The 16,648-nt window shown below is 70.3% G+C and carries 11 protein-coding genes; 5 read left to right on the top strand and 6 right to left on the bottom strand.

Annotation, left to right across the window (positions count from 1 at the left end; genetic code table 11):
• The first annotated feature begins 143 nt into the window (after positions 1 to 143).
• Entirely contained in the window at positions 144 to 1,808 is a 1,665-nt protein-coding gene (locus tag OH804_RS03630) for a hypothetical protein (protein ID WP_406062724.1), read from the top strand.
• Between the two features lie 85 nt (positions 1,809 to 1,893).
• On the opposite strand, the gene pulA is transcribed toward OH804_RS03630, so the two are convergent.
• The 5 genes from pulA to OH804_RS03605 form a co-directional block, all read right to left on the bottom strand.
• Entirely contained in the window at positions 1,894 to 7,389 is a 5,496-nt protein-coding gene (gene pulA / locus OH804_RS03625) for a pullulanase-type alpha-1,6-glucosidase (RefSeq protein WP_406062722.1), read from the bottom strand.
• Between the two features lie 110 nt (positions 7,390 to 7,499).
• Positions 7,500 to 8,186: a cellulose binding domain-containing protein gene (locus tag OH804_RS03620; RefSeq protein ID WP_406062720.1), complete on the bottom strand. Its 687-nt coding sequence runs from the start codon at positions 8,184 to 8,186 to the stop codon at positions 7,500 to 7,502.
• Between the two features lie 101 nt (positions 8,187 to 8,287).
• Positions 8,288 to 8,968: a hypothetical protein gene (locus OH804_RS03615; RefSeq protein WP_406062718.1), complete on the bottom strand. Its 681-nt coding sequence runs from the start codon at positions 8,966 to 8,968 to the stop codon at positions 8,288 to 8,290.
• A gap of 98 nt (positions 8,969 to 9,066) precedes the next feature.
• Positions 9,067 to 9,456 carry a hypothetical protein gene (locus OH804_RS03610; RefSeq protein WP_112675108.1) on the bottom strand — a complete coding sequence of 130 codons (390 nt, stop codon included), beginning with the start codon at positions 9,454 to 9,456 and terminating at the stop codon, positions 9,067 to 9,069.
• Between the two features lie 37 nt (positions 9,457 to 9,493).
• Positions 9,494 to 10,264, bottom strand: coding sequence for a hypothetical protein (locus tag OH804_RS03605; RefSeq protein ID WP_406062716.1), 771 nt, complete (start codon positions 10,262 to 10,264; stop codon positions 9,494 to 9,496).
• A 19-nt stretch (positions 10,265 to 10,283) separates the two neighbouring features.
• Here OH804_RS03605 and OH804_RS03600 point away from each other — a divergent pair, with 19 nt between their 5' ends.
• From OH804_RS03600 to OH804_RS03590, 3 genes are all read left to right on the top strand, one after another.
• Positions 10,284 to 10,472, top strand: coding sequence for a hypothetical protein (locus tag OH804_RS03600; protein ID WP_406062714.1), 189 nt, complete (start codon positions 10,284 to 10,286; stop codon positions 10,470 to 10,472).
• Positions 10,473 to 10,658: 186 nt separating this feature from the next.
• On the top strand, positions 10,659 to 11,060 hold the full coding sequence (locus OH804_RS03595; protein WP_406062712.1) for a hypothetical protein: 402 nt from the start codon (positions 10,659 to 10,661) through the stop codon (positions 11,058 to 11,060).
• A gap of 942 nt (positions 11,061 to 12,002) precedes the next feature.
• The gene (locus tag OH804_RS03590; protein WP_406062710.1) at positions 12,003 to 12,662 is read left to right on the top strand and encodes a C39 family peptidase; all 660 of its coding nucleotides are present in this window, start codon (positions 12,003 to 12,005) and stop codon (positions 12,660 to 12,662) included.
• 61 nt (positions 12,663 to 12,723) lie between these two features.
• Here the strand turns inward: OH804_RS03590 and OH804_RS03585 are convergent, their stop codons facing one another.
• Positions 12,724 to 13,482 (bottom strand): DedA family protein, encoded by a 759-nt coding sequence (locus OH804_RS03585; protein WP_406062708.1) that lies wholly within the window; start codon positions 13,480 to 13,482, stop codon positions 12,724 to 12,726.
• Positions 13,483 to 13,694: 212 nt separating this feature from the next.
• Between OH804_RS03585 and OH804_RS03580 the strand changes: the two genes are divergently transcribed.
• Entirely contained in the window at positions 13,695 to 16,547 is a 2,853-nt protein-coding gene (locus OH804_RS03580) for an aconitate hydratase (protein WP_406062706.1), read from the top strand.
• The last annotated feature ends 101 nt before the right edge of the window (positions 16,548 to 16,648 follow it).

Genomic DNA, 16,648 nt, shown 5'->3' with positions numbered 1-16,648 from the left:
AATGTGGGCTTCTCTCGGATAAGCCCGCGAGGCGAGGAACCTTCTCATACGGTGGTTTTGGGAGCTACAACCGATTTGTAGCAGGGGACACCCGTCTGACGGCGGCGACCCTGTCTGGTACGAGGAGAGGGCAGAGAGCTCCGATGTCCAACTACCTAACGAACAAAGAAGCCTCCGGGCGGGCGACGGCCAAGAGCCGCCGCAAGCTCTGGCTCGCCAGTGGCGTGGCCGGTTTGACAGGCGTGATCAGTCTCGCGGCGGTGGGCGTCGCGGGCAGCGCCGGAGCGGTCGGCCTCAACTGGAACACCGCGCAGGTCAGCAAGGACGGCGACCAGCGGGGTGACGAGGCGCGCGACTGGGACAAGGACGAGGACCGGAACAAGGACCAGGACAAGGACAAGGACAAGGACCGGGACAAGGACCACGAGCGCGGGAAGGAGGTGCCCTGCGACACCGACAAGCTGATTCAGGCGATCGTGTTCGCCAACAACAAGCACGGCGGTGTGCTGGAGCTGGCCAAGGGCTGCACCTACAACCTGAGCCGCAACGACTACCAGGGCAACGGCCTGCCGGTCATCACCGAGCGGATCACGCTCAAGGGCGAGCACACCACGATCTCTCGGGAAGCCACTGCGGACTACTTCCGCATCCTCAACGTCGGCGCCGGTGGTCACCTCACGATCAAGGGCCTGACCATCAAGGGTGGCCAAACCCTCGAACGGTTCAACAGCGTCGAGCCGGCGGCCGTCTGGGCGTCGTACTCGGACTCCGAGGCGATCGCGGCGCAGGTGAAGGCGGGCGTCCCGCTGAACCAGGCGCTCACCGCCCGTCAGGCCAACCCGAAGGCCGGCCTGACGGCGACGCCGAAGGTGACGCCCAAGGCCGCGCCGACCGCGAAGGCGGGTGTCGTCACGCCGCTCGTGGAGTACCCGGACGCCACCGACGGCGCCGGAATCCTGGTCCAGCCGGGTGGCACCGCCGAGATCCTGGAGTCCGAGGTCGTCCTGAACCAGTCGGGCGGCAACGGTGGTGGCGTGGCCAACTTCGGCACCACGAAGATCTGGCACAGCACCGTCACCCGTAACACCGCCTTCTTCTTCGGTGGCGGTGTGTTCAACGCCGGCCTGCTCAAGGTCGAGGAGTCGAAGATCAAGGACAACACCGCCATCATCGGTGGTGGCGGTATCTCCAACGGCGCTGCGCGGATCTTCGCCGACGACGTCGACGGCGGTACGGTCGAGCTCAAGAAGGCCGAGATCACCGACAACGAGACGCTCGGCTTCGGTGGTGGCTACCTCGACATCGAAGGCAACACCACGGCGTACGAGAGCAAGTTCGTCTCGAACACCGCGGTTCTCGCCGGTGGCGGTATCGCCGCAGCTGACAGCCAGCTGAACCTGCACCACGCCACGATCGAGAAGAACAGCACCGCCGGTGTCGGTGGCGGTGTGGCCATCGCCTTCGACAGCGTGGCCACCTTCGAGAAGAGCAGCATCAAGGACAACACCGCCGGCTTCTTCGGCGGCGGGCTCTTCAACGTCGGCAGCGTCACCACGCTGCGCGACAGCGAGGTCGTCGGCAACCGGGCCATCGGCCCGATCGGGGTCGGCGGCGGCATCTTCAACATCTTCGGCGAGGTCAACCTGTCGAAGACGAAGGTCGCCCACAACTTCTCCACCTTCGAGCCGGGCGGTGTCTTCAGCTTCTTCGGAGACGTGAACGTGGACGACAAGTCCGCCATCACCGCGAACCGTCCGACCAACTGCCTGGCCATCCCGGGCGGCACGATCGACAACTGCTTCGCCTGATCGCTCACCCTCGGGTGACGACGGCGTAGCGCCAGCACAACGGACCGGCCCCCTTCCGCGAGACGCGGAAGGGGGCCGGTTCACGTCACTTCTGGACGAATACCGCCACGCTGCGCGCCGGTACGGTGAACGTGCCGGCGGCCGTGTCGAACGCCGCGGTACGCAGCACCGGGTCGGCCGAGTCGACAAGCACCGGGTGCAGTGCCACGTCCGCTCCGCGCAGTCCGGTGACCGTCTGGTTGGCCGCCGACGGGGTGCCGTTGAAGACGACTGTCAGGGACCTCCACGGCCCGCCCAGCCCACCGGCGTCCAGGGTCATGGTCAGCACCCCCGGCGTCTCCTGCGCACCGGAGAGCGGGAACGCCACCCGCCGCTGCACCTGCTCGGCGGTAGCCAGACCGAACACCGGCGAGGACGCCCGGATGCGCAGCAACTCGGCGTACCGGGCGTCGGTGGTGTTGATCGCCGCGCAGTCCGGCACCAGCGCAGGGTCGGCCAGCAGCGGCTTCGCGTACGACCACTTGTCCTCGTTGTCGGGCGCGGGCGGCAGACCGGCGCCGAACCCGTTGCCCCGTTCACAGCCCCAGCGGATCTGGTTGAACCAGTCACCGGAGTTGTACGAGTTGCGGTCCAGCGACTTCGACCGCAGCCGTTCGGTGCCGGCGGTGACGAACCCGGTGCCCTGTCCCAGCACCACAGTGCCCAGCGCCAGCACCTGCATCCGGGAGCGGTCCGCCGCGGTGGTGGCCTGCGGCAGTTTGTACGCCAACGCGTCGTACAGGATCTCGTTGTCGTGCGCGTCGGCGTAGGTGACGGCCTCCCCCGGTGCGGCGGTGTAGCCGGCCGGGGAGCCGTTGTAGTCCACCTGCTCCCCGGTGACCTGCCGCCCGGCGGTGTCGGTGAACCGGTAGCCGCGCAGGTTGCCGGTGAGCCCCACCTTGATCAGGTCGTGGGCGTGCAGCAGCCGGGCCTTCTGCTCGGCCGGTGACCCGTTGACCGCGTCGCCGTTCGGGTCGGTGTAGAGCCCGGAGGCGAAACCCTGCACCCGGGGGTTGGCGTCGAACGGTCCACCACCGCGCACCGCGTCGCGCAGCCGGTCGTTGAAGGTGCCGATGCCGGTTCCGGCCATGTTGGCCTGGGTGGCCTGCACGAAACGCGCGTCGTTGGCGACCTCACCGAAGTTCCAGCCCTCGCCGTAGAGCAGGATCGACCGGCCGTCCACGCCGTCGCGGGCGACTGTCAACCGGTCCAGTGCCGCCCGGACGGCCAGGATGTTCGCCTTGGGGTGGTGGCCCATCAGGTCGAAGCGGAAGCCGTCCACCTTGTACTGCCGGGACCAGGTGACCAGCGAGTCGACCACCAGCTTGCCCATCATGGCGTGCTCGGGAGCGGTGTTGGCGCAGCAGGTGGAGTTGGCCACTGTGCCGTCCTCCAGCAGCCGGTGGTAGTAGCCGGGCACGATCTGATCGAGCACCGACTTCGCGTCGGTGCCGGCCGCGGACGTGTGGTTGTAGACCACGTCCATGACCACCCGCAGCCCGGCGTCGTTCGCCCCGGCGACCATCCGCCGGAACTCGGTGGTCCGCGCTGCGCCGACCGGGTCGACGGCGTAGCCGCCCTCGGGCACTGTGTAGTGCAGCGGGTCGTACCCCCAGTTGTAGCCGTCGGTCTCGGCGACCGCCGCCACGCACTTCTGCTGCTCGGCCGAGTCCGGTGGGAGCGCCGCCAGGTCGCACGCCGGCTGGCGCTGGTCGGCCCGCTTCTCGGGGATCGTCGCGAAGTCGAACGCCGGCAGCAGGTGCAGGTGGGTGACCCCGGCGTCACCGAGCGCCCGCAGGTGGGTCATCCCGGCGGTCTTCGGATCGGTGAACGCCAGGAACGTTCCCCGCCGCTCGGCCGGCACTGTGTCGTCAGCGATGGAGAAGTCCCGCACTGACAGCTCGGTGATCTGTGCCTTCGCGGGCGGCACCGGCGGCGGTTTCCGCAGCGTGCGCCACCCGGGAGGGGCCAGCGCCGCGTCGTTCAGGTCGACGAGTTGGCTGTGCGTGGAGTCCGCGGCGAGGGCCACCGAGTACGGGTCGGTGACCGACGCGGTGACCATCCGCTGCGCCGCCGGCTGCCACGCCCGCACCTCGTACCGGTAGAACTTGCCGGTCCAGGAGCGGTCGCCGCGCACCGACCAGACGCCGGTGCGGTCGTCGCGGCGCATCGGCACCGTCTTCGGCGCGGCGGTGGGCGAGTCGAACAGTTGCAGACGCACGCTGCCGGCGGTGGGCGCCCACAGCGCGAGGCTCGGCGTCCGGCCCGCGAACGTGGGCCCGAGGGTGGCGTCGGCCGCCCGGGAGTACACGTCGTCGAGCACGCCGGGGATCTGCACGCCGGTCGCGGCGAGCAGCGCACCCTCGGCGTCGCGTTCGGTGACCAGCAGCTGCCCCCGCAGCGCCGCCGGGACCTTGGCCAGGTCCGCCCGGTCCAGGGCGAAGCCACGGTACGACCACAGGTGCGGGAACCTGTCGCGTTGGGCCTCGGTGAGCCCGTTGCGCTGCGCCCGCAGCGGCAACGTGGTGTACGTGCCGGTCAGCTCGCCGTCGACCACGCTGACCCCGCCGGTGGGTGCGGCGACCAGCGCGTACGTCCTGCCGTCGGTCGGCGGGGTCTGCCACGCCACTGTGGACCTGTCGATCCAGTGCGCCTTCTGCTTGCTGATGTCGGTGTCTCCGCTGGCGGTGGTGGCCGTCGACGGCAGCAGACGGCCCGGTGTGGCGGCGAGCAGCCACACCTCCCGGCCGGCGCTGGCGAAGTCGAGCCGCTGGTCGTCGGGCAGGTCCTTGGTGTCGCCCTGGTGGATGATGTAGTTCAGGCCGGTCGCACCGGCCGCCAGCGGCACCCGGAACACCGCCCCGAACGCGTCGACGGACGTCGGCCGCAGCGGGGCGGACCACTCGGTCGGGTTGGCCGCGCCGTCCCACAGGTGCAGGCCCCAGCCGTCGTAGTTGCCGTCGGCCCGCCGGTAGTGCAGAACGGCGGTGCCCTCCTCGACCGACGGGTCCGGCTCACCGGTGGCCGCCTGCCTGCTCGGGTAGATCGCCGGGTCGCCCTGCTTGAGCCAGATCTCGCCGGTCTGGGTGACGTCGATGCTGCGGTCCTGGGCGACGTCCTTCGTACCAGCCTTGTCGACCACCAGGAAGTTCACCGACGTGGCACCCGGCTTGAGTTTCACCCAGGCGAACCGGCCGTAGGAGTCCTCCCCGGCGAACGGCTGCCCCTTCGGCCACTCGGTGACGTACGCCGGGTCGATGTCGCCCCAGGCGTACAGCCCCCAGTCGTCGTACCCACCGGCGGGGCGCTGGTAGTGCACCACCGCCCACTCCCGCGAGCTGCCCTGCGGCGGGGTGCCCACGACGGCGGTGGACCGGGCGGTGGCGGTACGGCCCCTGCCGTCGCGGACCACCGCCTTGTACTCGACAGGGGTACCCCCGGCCAGTCCGGTCAGGTCGTGCTGCACCGTGTACGGGGCGTGGTCGGCGCTGCCCAGCAGCGTCCACCGGCCGCCGGCCACGCGGGCCGCGACGGTGACGGTGGCCAGCGGGTCGCCGGTCACCCGGGCGTTGACCGCTGCCCGGGTGGCGACCGGCGCGTCCGGAGCCGGGCTGCTGATGGTGATGGTCGGCTTGTCGGCCGCCGGTGCGATGGGGCTGCCGGCGCGGTACACCACCGCCGACAGCGGCTGCACGGTGAGGCTCAGCTCGCCGTTGCTGCCGGCCTGTTCGTCTTCCGAGCCGCCGTAGATGCCGGTGAAGGTGGCGCCGGCCGACCAGGTGTCCACCGTGACAGCCTGCGCGGTGTCGGCGTTGTTCACTGCCACCACGTACTCGGTGCGGTCGGCCGGGGCGATCCGGGAGGCGGCGAAGACGCCCGGCCCGTCGGCCGCGTACCGGGTGACCTGCACACCGTCGCGCAGCGCCGGGTGGGCCTGGCGCAGCCGTCCCAGGTCGGCGATGGTCCGGTACAGCGGGTGGGCCCTGTCGAACTGGTCGCTGGCGTGGGTGCGGTCGGTGCCGAGCAGGTCGTCGTCGAGGTAGTCGGAAACCTTCGACGCGAACATGTCCTGGCGGGCGTCCTTGTCCCCGCCCGGGCCGGTGAAGCCCTGTTCGTCGCCGGAGTAGACCACTGGCTGGCCACGGGTCAGGAACATCAACTGGTGCGCGAGCTGGTCGCGACGCAGGTGGCTGGCCGGGTCGCTGCCACCACCGGCGATGAACGAACCGATCCGGCCCATGTCGTGGTTGCCGAGGAAGGTGGTCAACCGGCCGGCGTCGGTGTTCCGGGCCGCGTAGAGGTCGTCGCGGGCGTACACGTCGGCGAGCGCCTTCGCGGAGCCGGCGCCGGCGGTGAAGCCCCGCGCGGCCTCCTGGAAGGCGAAGTCGAGGGTGGCTGGCAGGCCACCCTGCCGGACGTAGTTGGAGCTGATTTCCGGGTCGGCGCTGTACACCTCGCCGAACATGAAGAAGTCCTTCTTGCCGGCCTTCTCGGCGGCCCGCTCGATGCCCTGGCTGAACTGCGGCCAGAAATCCATGTTGACGTGCTTCACGGTGTCCAACCGGAACCCGTCAACGCCGGTCGCGCCGATCCAGTCCCCGTACGCCTTGGTCAGGCCCCGGACCACCTCGGGACGCTCGGTCCACAGGTCGTCGAGGCCGAAGAAGTCGCCGTACTCGCTGTTCTCACCGGCGAAGGTGGAGTCACCCCGGTTGTGGTACATGGTGACGTCGTTCAGCCAGGCCGGGACCTTGACGCTCGCGTCCTTCGGCTCGGCGAACGTTGGCGTGTACGGGAAGGACTCCTTGTCGACCGGCGGGAACGCGCGGCTGCCGTCAGCGTAGTTGCGGTCCTCGAACGCCCGGCCCTGCGCGTCGGTGTACGGCGAGGTCGCCTTGTCCACGTACGCGTACTTGTCCTCGGCGTACTTGATGACGTCGGCGGTGTGGTTGACGATCACGTCGAGGTAGATCTTGATGCCGCGCTGGTGGGCGAGCTTGACCAGCCGCTTCATCTCCTCCATCGTGCCGAAATGCGGGTCCACCTGGGTGAAGTCGGTGATCCAGTAGCCGTGGTAGCCGGCCGAGACGTCGTTGCCGGCACCCTGCACCGGCCGGTTCTTGAAGATCGGGGCGAGCCAGATGGCGGTGGTGCCCATCCCCTGGATGTAGTCCAACTTGTCGATGACGCCCTTGAGGTCGCCGCCGTGGTAGAAGCCTTTGTCGGTGGGGTCGAGGCCGGTCCGCAGTCGGTCGCCGCTGAGACCGCCCCTGTCGTTGCGGGGGTCTCCGTTGGCGAACCGGTCCGGCAGGACGAAGTAGAACTGCTCGGCCCGGGCGGAGCTGCCGCCGGCCTTGAGCAGCGCCTCGGCGGTGGGTTCGGCACGCCACTGGGTTGCGCCGCCGATCGCGAGTGGGGCGCCGTCGGACGGTTGGGGGCCCGCGGCGGCGGGACGTACGGCGACCGGAGCGCCGACGAGCGTGACGGTGAGCAGGGAGGCAAGGGCCAGCAGGGCGGTGCGCGGTATCGGCGGGGGTTTCATCGACGCCTTCCTCTGGTCGCTGATTGGCCGCACGCTAACCCTTGCCGAAACATTCTGCAATACCTTGCAAACATGGTCGCAACAAAGCAGCATCCTTGCGGAAGCACCGCTCAGAGACCGTCGCAGCGCACCCCGTCCACAGTGCACTCCCGTGGGCTGCTGGACGCCCGCTCCATGTGGAACCGCAGCGACACCGAACCGCCGGGCGACACCTCGACCCCGCTGACGTACGTGAAGCCGCCGTCGCTCTCCCGGATCGTCCCCTGCGGGACACCCTCCACCCAGGCCGTCACCAGCCGTCCGCCGGAGAACTCCAACCGCACCGTCCAACCACGGCTCCGCGCGGACTCGTTGACCATCGCCACCTCGCCGATGAAACCCCCGTCGAAGCTCTGCACCACCCGGTACCGCCCGGTCATCGCCGGCTGACCCGACGACGCCCGACTCGGCGACCGCGTCGCCGTCGGCCTCCCGCTCGAACCGACCGTCGGGTCGGCCGACGGTGAACCGGACGCGGCGCTCGGCGGCAGCCCACTCGCACGGCCGGATATCCCCGGCAGCGCCGGCACTGGTGACGCCACCGACGTGGGCGCGCTCGGCGCCACCACCGCGGACGGCACCGGCAGCGCCGGCGGCCGCGCGCCGTCCGGCGCGGGGCTACGTCCCCGGTACGCGCCCAGGGCCACGAAGAGCAGGACCCCCATCACGACGACACCGGCGCCCACCACGATCCAGGGCGACGTGGCGATCGCGACCGGACCGTGCGGCGGGCGCGGAACGCGGCGCATGCCGGACATGTACCTCCCTCAGCGGACCGTCCGGGCAGCGTAGCGATCGACGCCCGGGCCGGAAAGCCTTGGCGGCGCGGTGCCTCAGTGCCAGCGAGCCGGCTCCCAGATCAGCCGATCCGGCAGTCGACCCCGTTGATCGTGCACCTGTGCGGCCGTTCCGCCGACTCACCCCAGCCGACGCGCAGCCGCACCGTCCGAGAGTCACCCGGTCCCAGCGAACGGGTGCCGCGCAACACGAACTCCCCGTCTCCGCGCCCCCGCACCGAGACGCCCGAGTCATCACCCACTCGCAGAGCCCACGTGTCGTCGTCGTACGCCAACTCCACCTGCCAGTCCACCGACTGACTCGACTCGTTGGCGATCGACAGCACCGCCGCGTCTCCGTCCCAGCCGTCCGTACCGACCTCGTACCGAGCATTGACCGTGTCGTCCGCCGGTGCCGTCGGCGCTATCAGGACGCTCGTCCGCCCCGGAGTCGGCGAGCCGGCCGCGGTGGCCCGCGGCGACGGTGTCCGACTACTACGAGACGGTCGCGGCGACACCGAACGCCGCTCCACACCGGCCGGGGTCGGCCCACCGGTGGCCGACGCGGCGGCCGGCACGGTCGGCAGGAACGCCGGAGGCGCGGCCTGCGGCGGGGCGTCCCGCTCCCTGGTCCGGAACGACAACAGTGCGATCACCAGGAGCACCACCAGCGCGCACACGCCGAGCAGCACCACGATCCACGGCACCGACGCCAACACCCGCGCCGCCCGCGAAACTGCCGCACCATCCGGCCGCACCGCCATCAGGTCTCCCCTCGTCCCCCACCGACGCGACAGCGTAGCCAGCGCCGCACGGACCGGAAACCGGGCGGGTACGGATCGGGCCGACCGGCCCCGGTCGGTCAGCCCGTCCGGACGACAGTGCAGATCAGTGGACCGTCATCCGAGATACGCAGCAGGTAGCGGTACCGCTCCCCGGGCACCGCCTGCCCCCGACTGTCCAGGAACTCCCACTCCACCGCCACCATCGTCAGCAGCGCGGAGACCGGCTGCACATCCTCGATCCGGGCATGCGCCGCTACCAACTCCCGGTCCTGGTAGTCCGGCGCGGCGCCCACGAAGGAGAGCGCCACCGCCGCCGCGGACGTGAACGAGAAGCTGTAGGTGTCGGCCACCACCAACCCTGGCAGGGCGTAACAACCGGCGATGGCCGGCAGGTCGCCGGAGGTCAACGCCACGCCGTACCGGTCGAAGAAGTCGGCCAACGTGTCAAGATCCGTGGAGGCGTTCACGGTCACAGCAATTGCCGGTCACCGCACAGGTCAAACCTCAACGCGGCGGCACCCGCACCTCGATCTCCGAACCCAACCGGGCGTCGGCGGCCAGACCAAGGTCGTCCCCACTCCAGAACCGCCCCGGGTCGTACCAGTTCGGACGCCGGCCCGCCGGTAACAACCCCATGGCCTCGTAGGTCACGGCCACCACCTCGGCGCAGTACGCCGTCTCCAAAGCCCGGTCCCGCTCCCCCGCCGATCGGGCGCGGTCGGCGCGGTCGGTCGAGTTGGCGCGGTCGGCCTGGTCGGTCGGGGTCGGTCGGGGTGTCGGCTGGCCGGGGCGCGACAACGCCGACAGCCGACCGAGGTGCGGCAGGTTGGGTAGCCGGCCGGGGCGCGGCAGCGCCGGCACCCGACCACGGGCCCAGCGCCACGCCAACTGCGCGGTCGACGGGAACGGCGTACCGTCCAGCCGCGCGATCGTCCGCAGCACCGCCCGCTCCATCTCCGCGTCGACAGGCGGGTCGAGCTGCCGCAGCCAGGCCCGTTGGCCGTACCGGTTGGCCCAGACGCAGACCGCGTCCCGCAGGTCGTGCAGCTGGACACCACGCTGGTGGCTGCCCGACCACAGGTCCGGCAACGACCTGCCCAACTCCGCGTGCCACATCAGCGGCGGCATGTCGTCCAGCACCACCGCCATCCCGACGTGGTTCACCGGGCTGTTGGTGGTGAACTGGATCGCCCGGTCCGGCACGCTGCGACCCCGGAACACCCACACGTCACCGGTGCGGGTCAACTCGACGGCCTCATCCAGGCTGATGCTCATGAGGGTCTAGCCTAGGCCGATGCGGCAACGAATGCGGTGGTGGAAGGTTCTCGGGCTGGCCGGGCTCGCCGGCGTCGCGGCGTCCGGTGTGGTCATCGCGCGGGCCGAACGGCGGCGGCGCGCGTACACCCCGGAGGAGATCCGGCAGCGACTCCTGGAGCGGCACGCCCAGGCCGGCGACGCCGCGAAGCCCGGCGATCTGGCCTGACCCGCTGTCCCTTGTAAATCGTTTGGGTCAACCGGGCAGGTCGATGATCGATACGATCAGGCCACGACGTCGCCCGTCGCACAACGACCCTTCGTCCTGTCCACCCCGGCCGCGCCGGTCGAACGACACGGCAACGTCGACCTGCACCTGCCCACCCACACCGGTCCCGCTCCCGCCGTCGTGGTGGTGCACGGCGCTCCGCTGCCACCCGACGCGCCCGACCCTCGCGACTGGCTGCTCTACCGCGGCTACGGCGCGCTGCTCGCCGCGAGCGGCGTGGTCACCGCGCTGGTCAGCTACCAGGTGTCCGAGCTGTCGGCGATGCCCGCTCGGTTCCTGCCGGTCGAAGCCCTCAGCGCCGGCACGGGCGTGCCACTGGTGCTGACCCGGGCCGGCCAGGACATCCCACCGGTCCTGGCCGGCATCGACGCGTTCCTCCCCGCGGCGACCGCACAGGACTGGCCGATGCGGGTGATCGAGGTGCCGGACGGGCAGCACTCCTTCGACATCCTCAACCCCGGCCCGCAGTCCGAGGCAGCCGTACTGGCCGCCCGCGACGCCGTCCTGGAACTACTCGCCACAACCTGACCGTTCGCCCCGGTTTCGGCCCGCTTCGGCCAGCCGCATGACCAAGGCCGCGGAAGGGGCAAGACCAGCGAAGGCCGCAGGGCGCACCGCGCCGACGGGCTACCGGCTCGCCGGTCGGCGACACTTGCCCGATCCAGGTGTCGCGACCCCGCATGAGCGTGCTCGATCCTTGTTGTAGTGGCCTTGTGGCATGGGGAAGGCCCTGTTTCCTGGATCGAGCACGATCTTGGGCTGGGTTCGCGTGGTGTTTTCACCCCGAAGTGGGCCTGCGCGCATGGCGATCTGCACCCGGGGTGTGGCATGTCCACGATCTGCGCACTATCGGTGAAAGTGCTGCCTCACGGCGTGCCGAGGCAGCACTTTCACCGACGTTGCGCGGATCTTGGGGCGGAGCGGCGTGGTGTGGGTTTCAGACAGGGCGGTGGGTTCGGGGCTGGGTCGGTTTGGGTCGGGTCGGGTCGGGTCGGGTGCACCAACGGCGCAGACCGGCTTGATCCACTCGGCTTCCATGATGTCGGGGTATCCCCGGCACCCGGACACCGCGTTTTCCGTGAACCCGAGTGGATCACGCCGCCCTGACCGCCATGTCCGTTTCTCCGGCTGGGTGCTTGTCCGGTTTAACCCCGAGTGTCGGGTGGTCGGGGCCACCCCGACGGTGGAATCGGCGGCGGGTCGGGGTCGTTATACCTGGCATGCCACCGCGACCGTCGGGTCGTGGGGCGCGGCAGCCGCCGGGAACACCTGGCAGGCCGCCTCGGTTACATCCCCCGGCACGGCCGAGCACCACAACGGCCGACCCGGCGGAATGAACCGCTACCGCGAACGGTTACACCATGTCCCGACGCCGGCCCCCTCGGGTCGCCGGGCAAAAGCTTCCCCCGCACGTGCACGCACCCCCGTTGACTGCCGTGCGGTTCCCCCGATGCAGAGGAGCACGCCATCATGCGTACCGATCTGATCCGTAAGACCGCTCTGACCGCCGCCGGCCTCGCGTTCACCGGTGGGGCTATCGCCGGACCGGTGACCGCCGCGTACGCCGCGTCGGATGCCAAGCCGGCCACCCAGACCCAGACCGACCGCAAGCCCGCCGGTGAGCGTCAGCTCGGTGTGCGCTACGAGGCGCAGCCGAACTTCTACTACTGCGGCCCGGCCGCCACGCGTAACGCCCTGAGTGTGCAGGGCAAGGAGATCAGCGTGGACGCCATGGCCAAGGAGATGGGCACCACCGAGGCCGGCACCAACTCCATCAACGACATCACCCCGGTGCTGAACAAGGAGACCGGTAAGAACGACGCCTACCACAGCGTGGAGATCTCCAGCCCCGACGCTGACGGTAAGCAGACCGACCGGCTGCGCGCCGACATCGTCAAGACCGTTGACGACGGCCGGGCCGTGGTCGCCAACATCGCCGGCACCAGCGTCGACACCGACGGCGGCGTGCACTCCTTCGAGGGCGGGCACTACATCAGCGTCGTCGGCTACCGCGACGGCGGGAACGTGGTGAAGATCGCCGACTCCGCCGATGCGAACACCGCCTCCTACGAGGTCACCGTCGAGCACCTCGCCGACTGGATCGCCACCCGCGGCTACGCCACCAGCTGACCCAGCACCACACCGAAGGGCCGGACCCCACCACGGGGTCCGGCCCTTCGGCATGCCCAGGTCAGTCGCCCGCGCGGCTCGGCTCAACGCCGGAGGCCACCACAGCCGCCTTCCCGCCGGAGGCCACCGCAACAGACCGACCGCCCGAAGCCGCCCCAACAGACTGACCACCGGAAGCCACCTCGGCGGCTTCCACGCCAGAGACGCCGTCGGCCGACTCGACGCGGTGGGCGCGTCGGCGCAGCCACCAGGTGCTGCCGAGCCCGGCGAGCACAGCGAGGACCAACCCCGCCCAGGAGATGTCCTTCAGCCAGTGTTCGGCCGCCCGGCCGACCGAGTAGAGCAGGTACGTCGTGCCGAAGGCCCAGACCAACCCGCCGGCCGCGTTGGCCAGCAGGAAGCGGCGGTACGGCACGTGCAGCGCACCGGCGAGCGGCCCGGCGAGGATCCGCAGCAGTGCCACGAACCGACCGAAGAAGACCGCCCAGACGCCATGCCGCGCGAAGCTCTGTTCGGCACGGGCGAGTTGCGCCGGGCCCAGGTGTTTGGGGAACCGTCTGCCCAGTCGGGCGAGGAGCGGACGACCGCCGCGTCGGCCGATGGCGTACCCGACCGAGTCGCCGGCGATGGCCCCGAACGCCGCCGCGCTGGCCACCCACTCCGGCTCCACCACGCCGGTGGCGGCGAGCAGTGCGGAGCTGACCAGGACGATCTCGCCGGGCAGCGGGACGCCCATGCTCTCCACGCCGATCACCCCGGCGACGAGCAGGTAGACCACGCCCGGGGGCAGTGCCGAGAGCCAGTGCTGAACGTCAATCACTCGGCACCCCTTCCGATCGGCCCCGACCCTACCCCGCCGATCTGACGACGCGCCGTGGTCGTGGGCCGCCCCGACCCTGACGCCAGGTTGCGCATATAGCAAGACGGACGTACGGTTTTGTTGGAAGCGGAATCGGCGGGTAAGTGTCACCTAACCTCGGCGGCACCCCGGCCGGTGCGACAGACTGCTCAGGACTACTCACGGTCGCTGGTGTGAAGGAGTACGACGTGGCGAGCCTCGACACCTTCGGTGCGAAGACCCAGCTACGCGTCGGAGACGCGAGCTACGAGATTTTCAAGATCGACAAGGTGGACGGCCACGCGCGGTTGCCGTACAGCCTGAAGATCCTGCTGGAAAACCTGCTGCGGACCGAGGACGGCGCGAACATCACCGCCGACCACATCCGCCAGCTCGGCGGGTGGGACTCCACCGCCGCCCCGAGCGTGGAGATCCAGTTCACCCCGGCGCGGGTCCTGATGCAGGACTTCACCGGCGTGCCCTGCGTGGTCGACCTGGCCACCATGCGCGAGGCCGTGCGTGACCTGGGCGGCGACGCCAGCAAGGTCAACCCCCTCGCCCCGGCCGAGCTGGTCATCGACCACTCGGTCATCGCCGACCTGTTCGGTCGCGAGGACGCGTTCGCCCGCAACGTCGAGCTGGAGTACGAGCGCAACAAGGAGCGCTACCAGTTCCTGCGCTGGGGTCAGACCGCGTTCAACGAGTTCAAGGTCGTCCCGCCGGGCACCGGCATCGTGCACCAGGTCAACATCGAGTACCTGGCCCGCACCATCATGGAGCGCAACGGCCAGGCGTACCCGGACACCGTGGTCGGCACCGACTCGCACACCACCATGGTCAACGGCCTGGGCGTGCTGGGCTGGGGCGTCGGCGGCATCGAGGCCGAGGCCGCGATGCTCGGCCAGCCGGTCAGCATGCTGATCCCCCGGGTGGTGGGCTTCAAGCTCTCCGGCGAGATGCCGGCCGGCACCACCGCCACCGACCTGGTGCTGACGATCACCGAGATGCTGCGCAAGCACGGTGTGGTCGGCAAGTTCGTCGAGTTCTACGGCCCCGGCGTGGGCGCCGTGCCGCTGGCCAACCGGGCCACCATCGGCAACATGTCCCCGGAGTACGGCTCCACCGTGGCGATCTTCCCGATCGACGCGGAGACGATCCGCTACCTGGAGCTGACCGGTCGCGACGCCGCGCAGGTCGCGCTCGTCGAGGCGTACGCCAAGGAGCAGGGCCTCTGGCACGACCCGGACGCCGAGCCGGAGTACTCGGAGCGCCTGGAGCTGGACCTGGGTTCCATCGAGCCGTCGCTCGCCGGCCCGAAGCGCCCGCAGGACCGGGTGCCGCTGGGCGCCGCGAAGACGCTGTTCCGTTCCGCGTTGACCGACTACGTGGCCGACGACTCCGTCGGTGAGCGTGACCTCAAGCCGGGTGTCCCCCGCGAGGAGCTGCCGCGCGGCGCCAACGGTCCGGCCGACGAGGCCAGCGCCGAGTCCTTCCCGGCCAGCGACCCGCCGGCCAACGAGTTCAGCGACCCGGCCGACGAGCCGCGTGACCTGGAGACCGCTGCGGTGGGCGCGGGCGGCCGGGCCAGCCACCCGGTCCGGGTCACCGGCGCTGACGGCGTCGAGTACGAGCTGGACCACGGCGCCGTGGTGATCGCCGCGATCACCTCCTGCACCAACACGTCCAACCCGCAGGTGATGATCGGTGCCGCGCTGCTGGCCCGCAACGCCGTGGAGAAGGGCCTGACCCGCAAGCCGTGGGTGAAGACCACCCTGGCACCCGGGTCGAAGGTCGTCATGGACTACTACGAGCGGGCCGGCCTCACGCCGTACCTGGACAAGCTCGGCTTCAACCTGGTCGGCTACGGCTGCACCACCTGCATCGGCAACTCGGGCCCGCTGCCCGAGGAGGTGTCCGCCGCGGTCAACGAGCACGACCTGTCGGTCGTCTCGGTGCTCTCGGGCAACCGGAACTTCGAGGGCCGGATCAACCCGGACGTCAAGATGAACTACCTGGCGTCGCCGCCCCTGGTGGTCGCCTACGCCCTGGCCGGCACCATGGACATCGACCTGGCCAACGAGCCGATCGGTGAGGACTCCGAGGGCAACCCGGTCTACCTGCGCGAGATCTGGCCGAACAGCGCCGAGATCCAGGACGTCATCGCCCAGGCGATCGGCGCCACCGGTTTCAGCGCCGCGTACGCCGATGTCTTCGCCGGCGACGAACGGTGGCAGTCGCTGCCGACCCCGACCGGCGACACCTTCGCCTGGGAAAACGACTCCACCTACGTGCGCAAGCCCCCGTACTTCGAGGGCATGCAGCAGGAGCCGAGCCCGGTCGTGGACATCTCCGCCGCCCGGGTGCTGGCCAAGCTGGGTGACTCGGTGACCACCGACCACATCTCGCCGGCTGGCGCGATCAAGGCGGACTCGCCGGCCGGCACGTACCTGGCCGAGCACGGCGTGCCGCGTCACGAGTTCAACTCGTACGGTTCCCGCCGCGGTAACCACGAGGTGATGATCCGGGGCACCTTCGCCAACATCCGGCTGCGCAACCAGCTGGTGCCCGGGGTGGAGGGCGGTTTCACCGTCAACCACCTCACCGGCGAGAAGACCTCGATCTACGACGCCTCGGTGGCCTACCAGGAGGCCGGCATCCCGCTGGTCGTGCTGGCCGGCAAGGAGTACGGCTCGGGCTCGTCGCGGGACTGGGCGGCCAAGGGCACCATGCTGCTGGGCGTCCGGGCGGTCATCGCCGAGTCGTACGAGCGGATCCACCGCTCGAACCTGATCGGGATGGGCGTGCTGCCGCTGCAGTTCCCGGTGGACGTCACCGCCGAGTCGCTCGGCCTGACCGGCACCGAGACGTTCACCATCACCGGGGTGACCGCCCTGAACGACGGTGAGACCCCGCGCACCGTGCAGGTCAGCACCGACACCGGCGTGGAGTTCGACGCCGTGGTGCGGATCGACACCCCGGGTGAGGCGGACTACTACCGGCACGGCGGCATCCTGCAGTACGTGCTGCGCCGCATGATCGCCAACTGACGTACCGACGTCACCAGGCTCCTTCCCGCCCTCGGCGGGAGGGAGCCTGCGTCGTTCCCGGGTCGCTCCTCGTACCGGGCCCCGCCACGGGCTAACCTCTT

Source organism: Micromonospora sp. NBC_00860, assembly GCF_045207375.1.
In the GTDB taxonomy this organism is placed as follows: domain Bacteria; phylum Actinomycetota; class Actinomycetes; order Mycobacteriales; family Micromonosporaceae; genus Micromonospora; species Micromonospora vinacea.
Note: the sequence above shows the minus strand (reverse complement) of the source record. Positions and strands in the feature narration are given on the sequence as shown.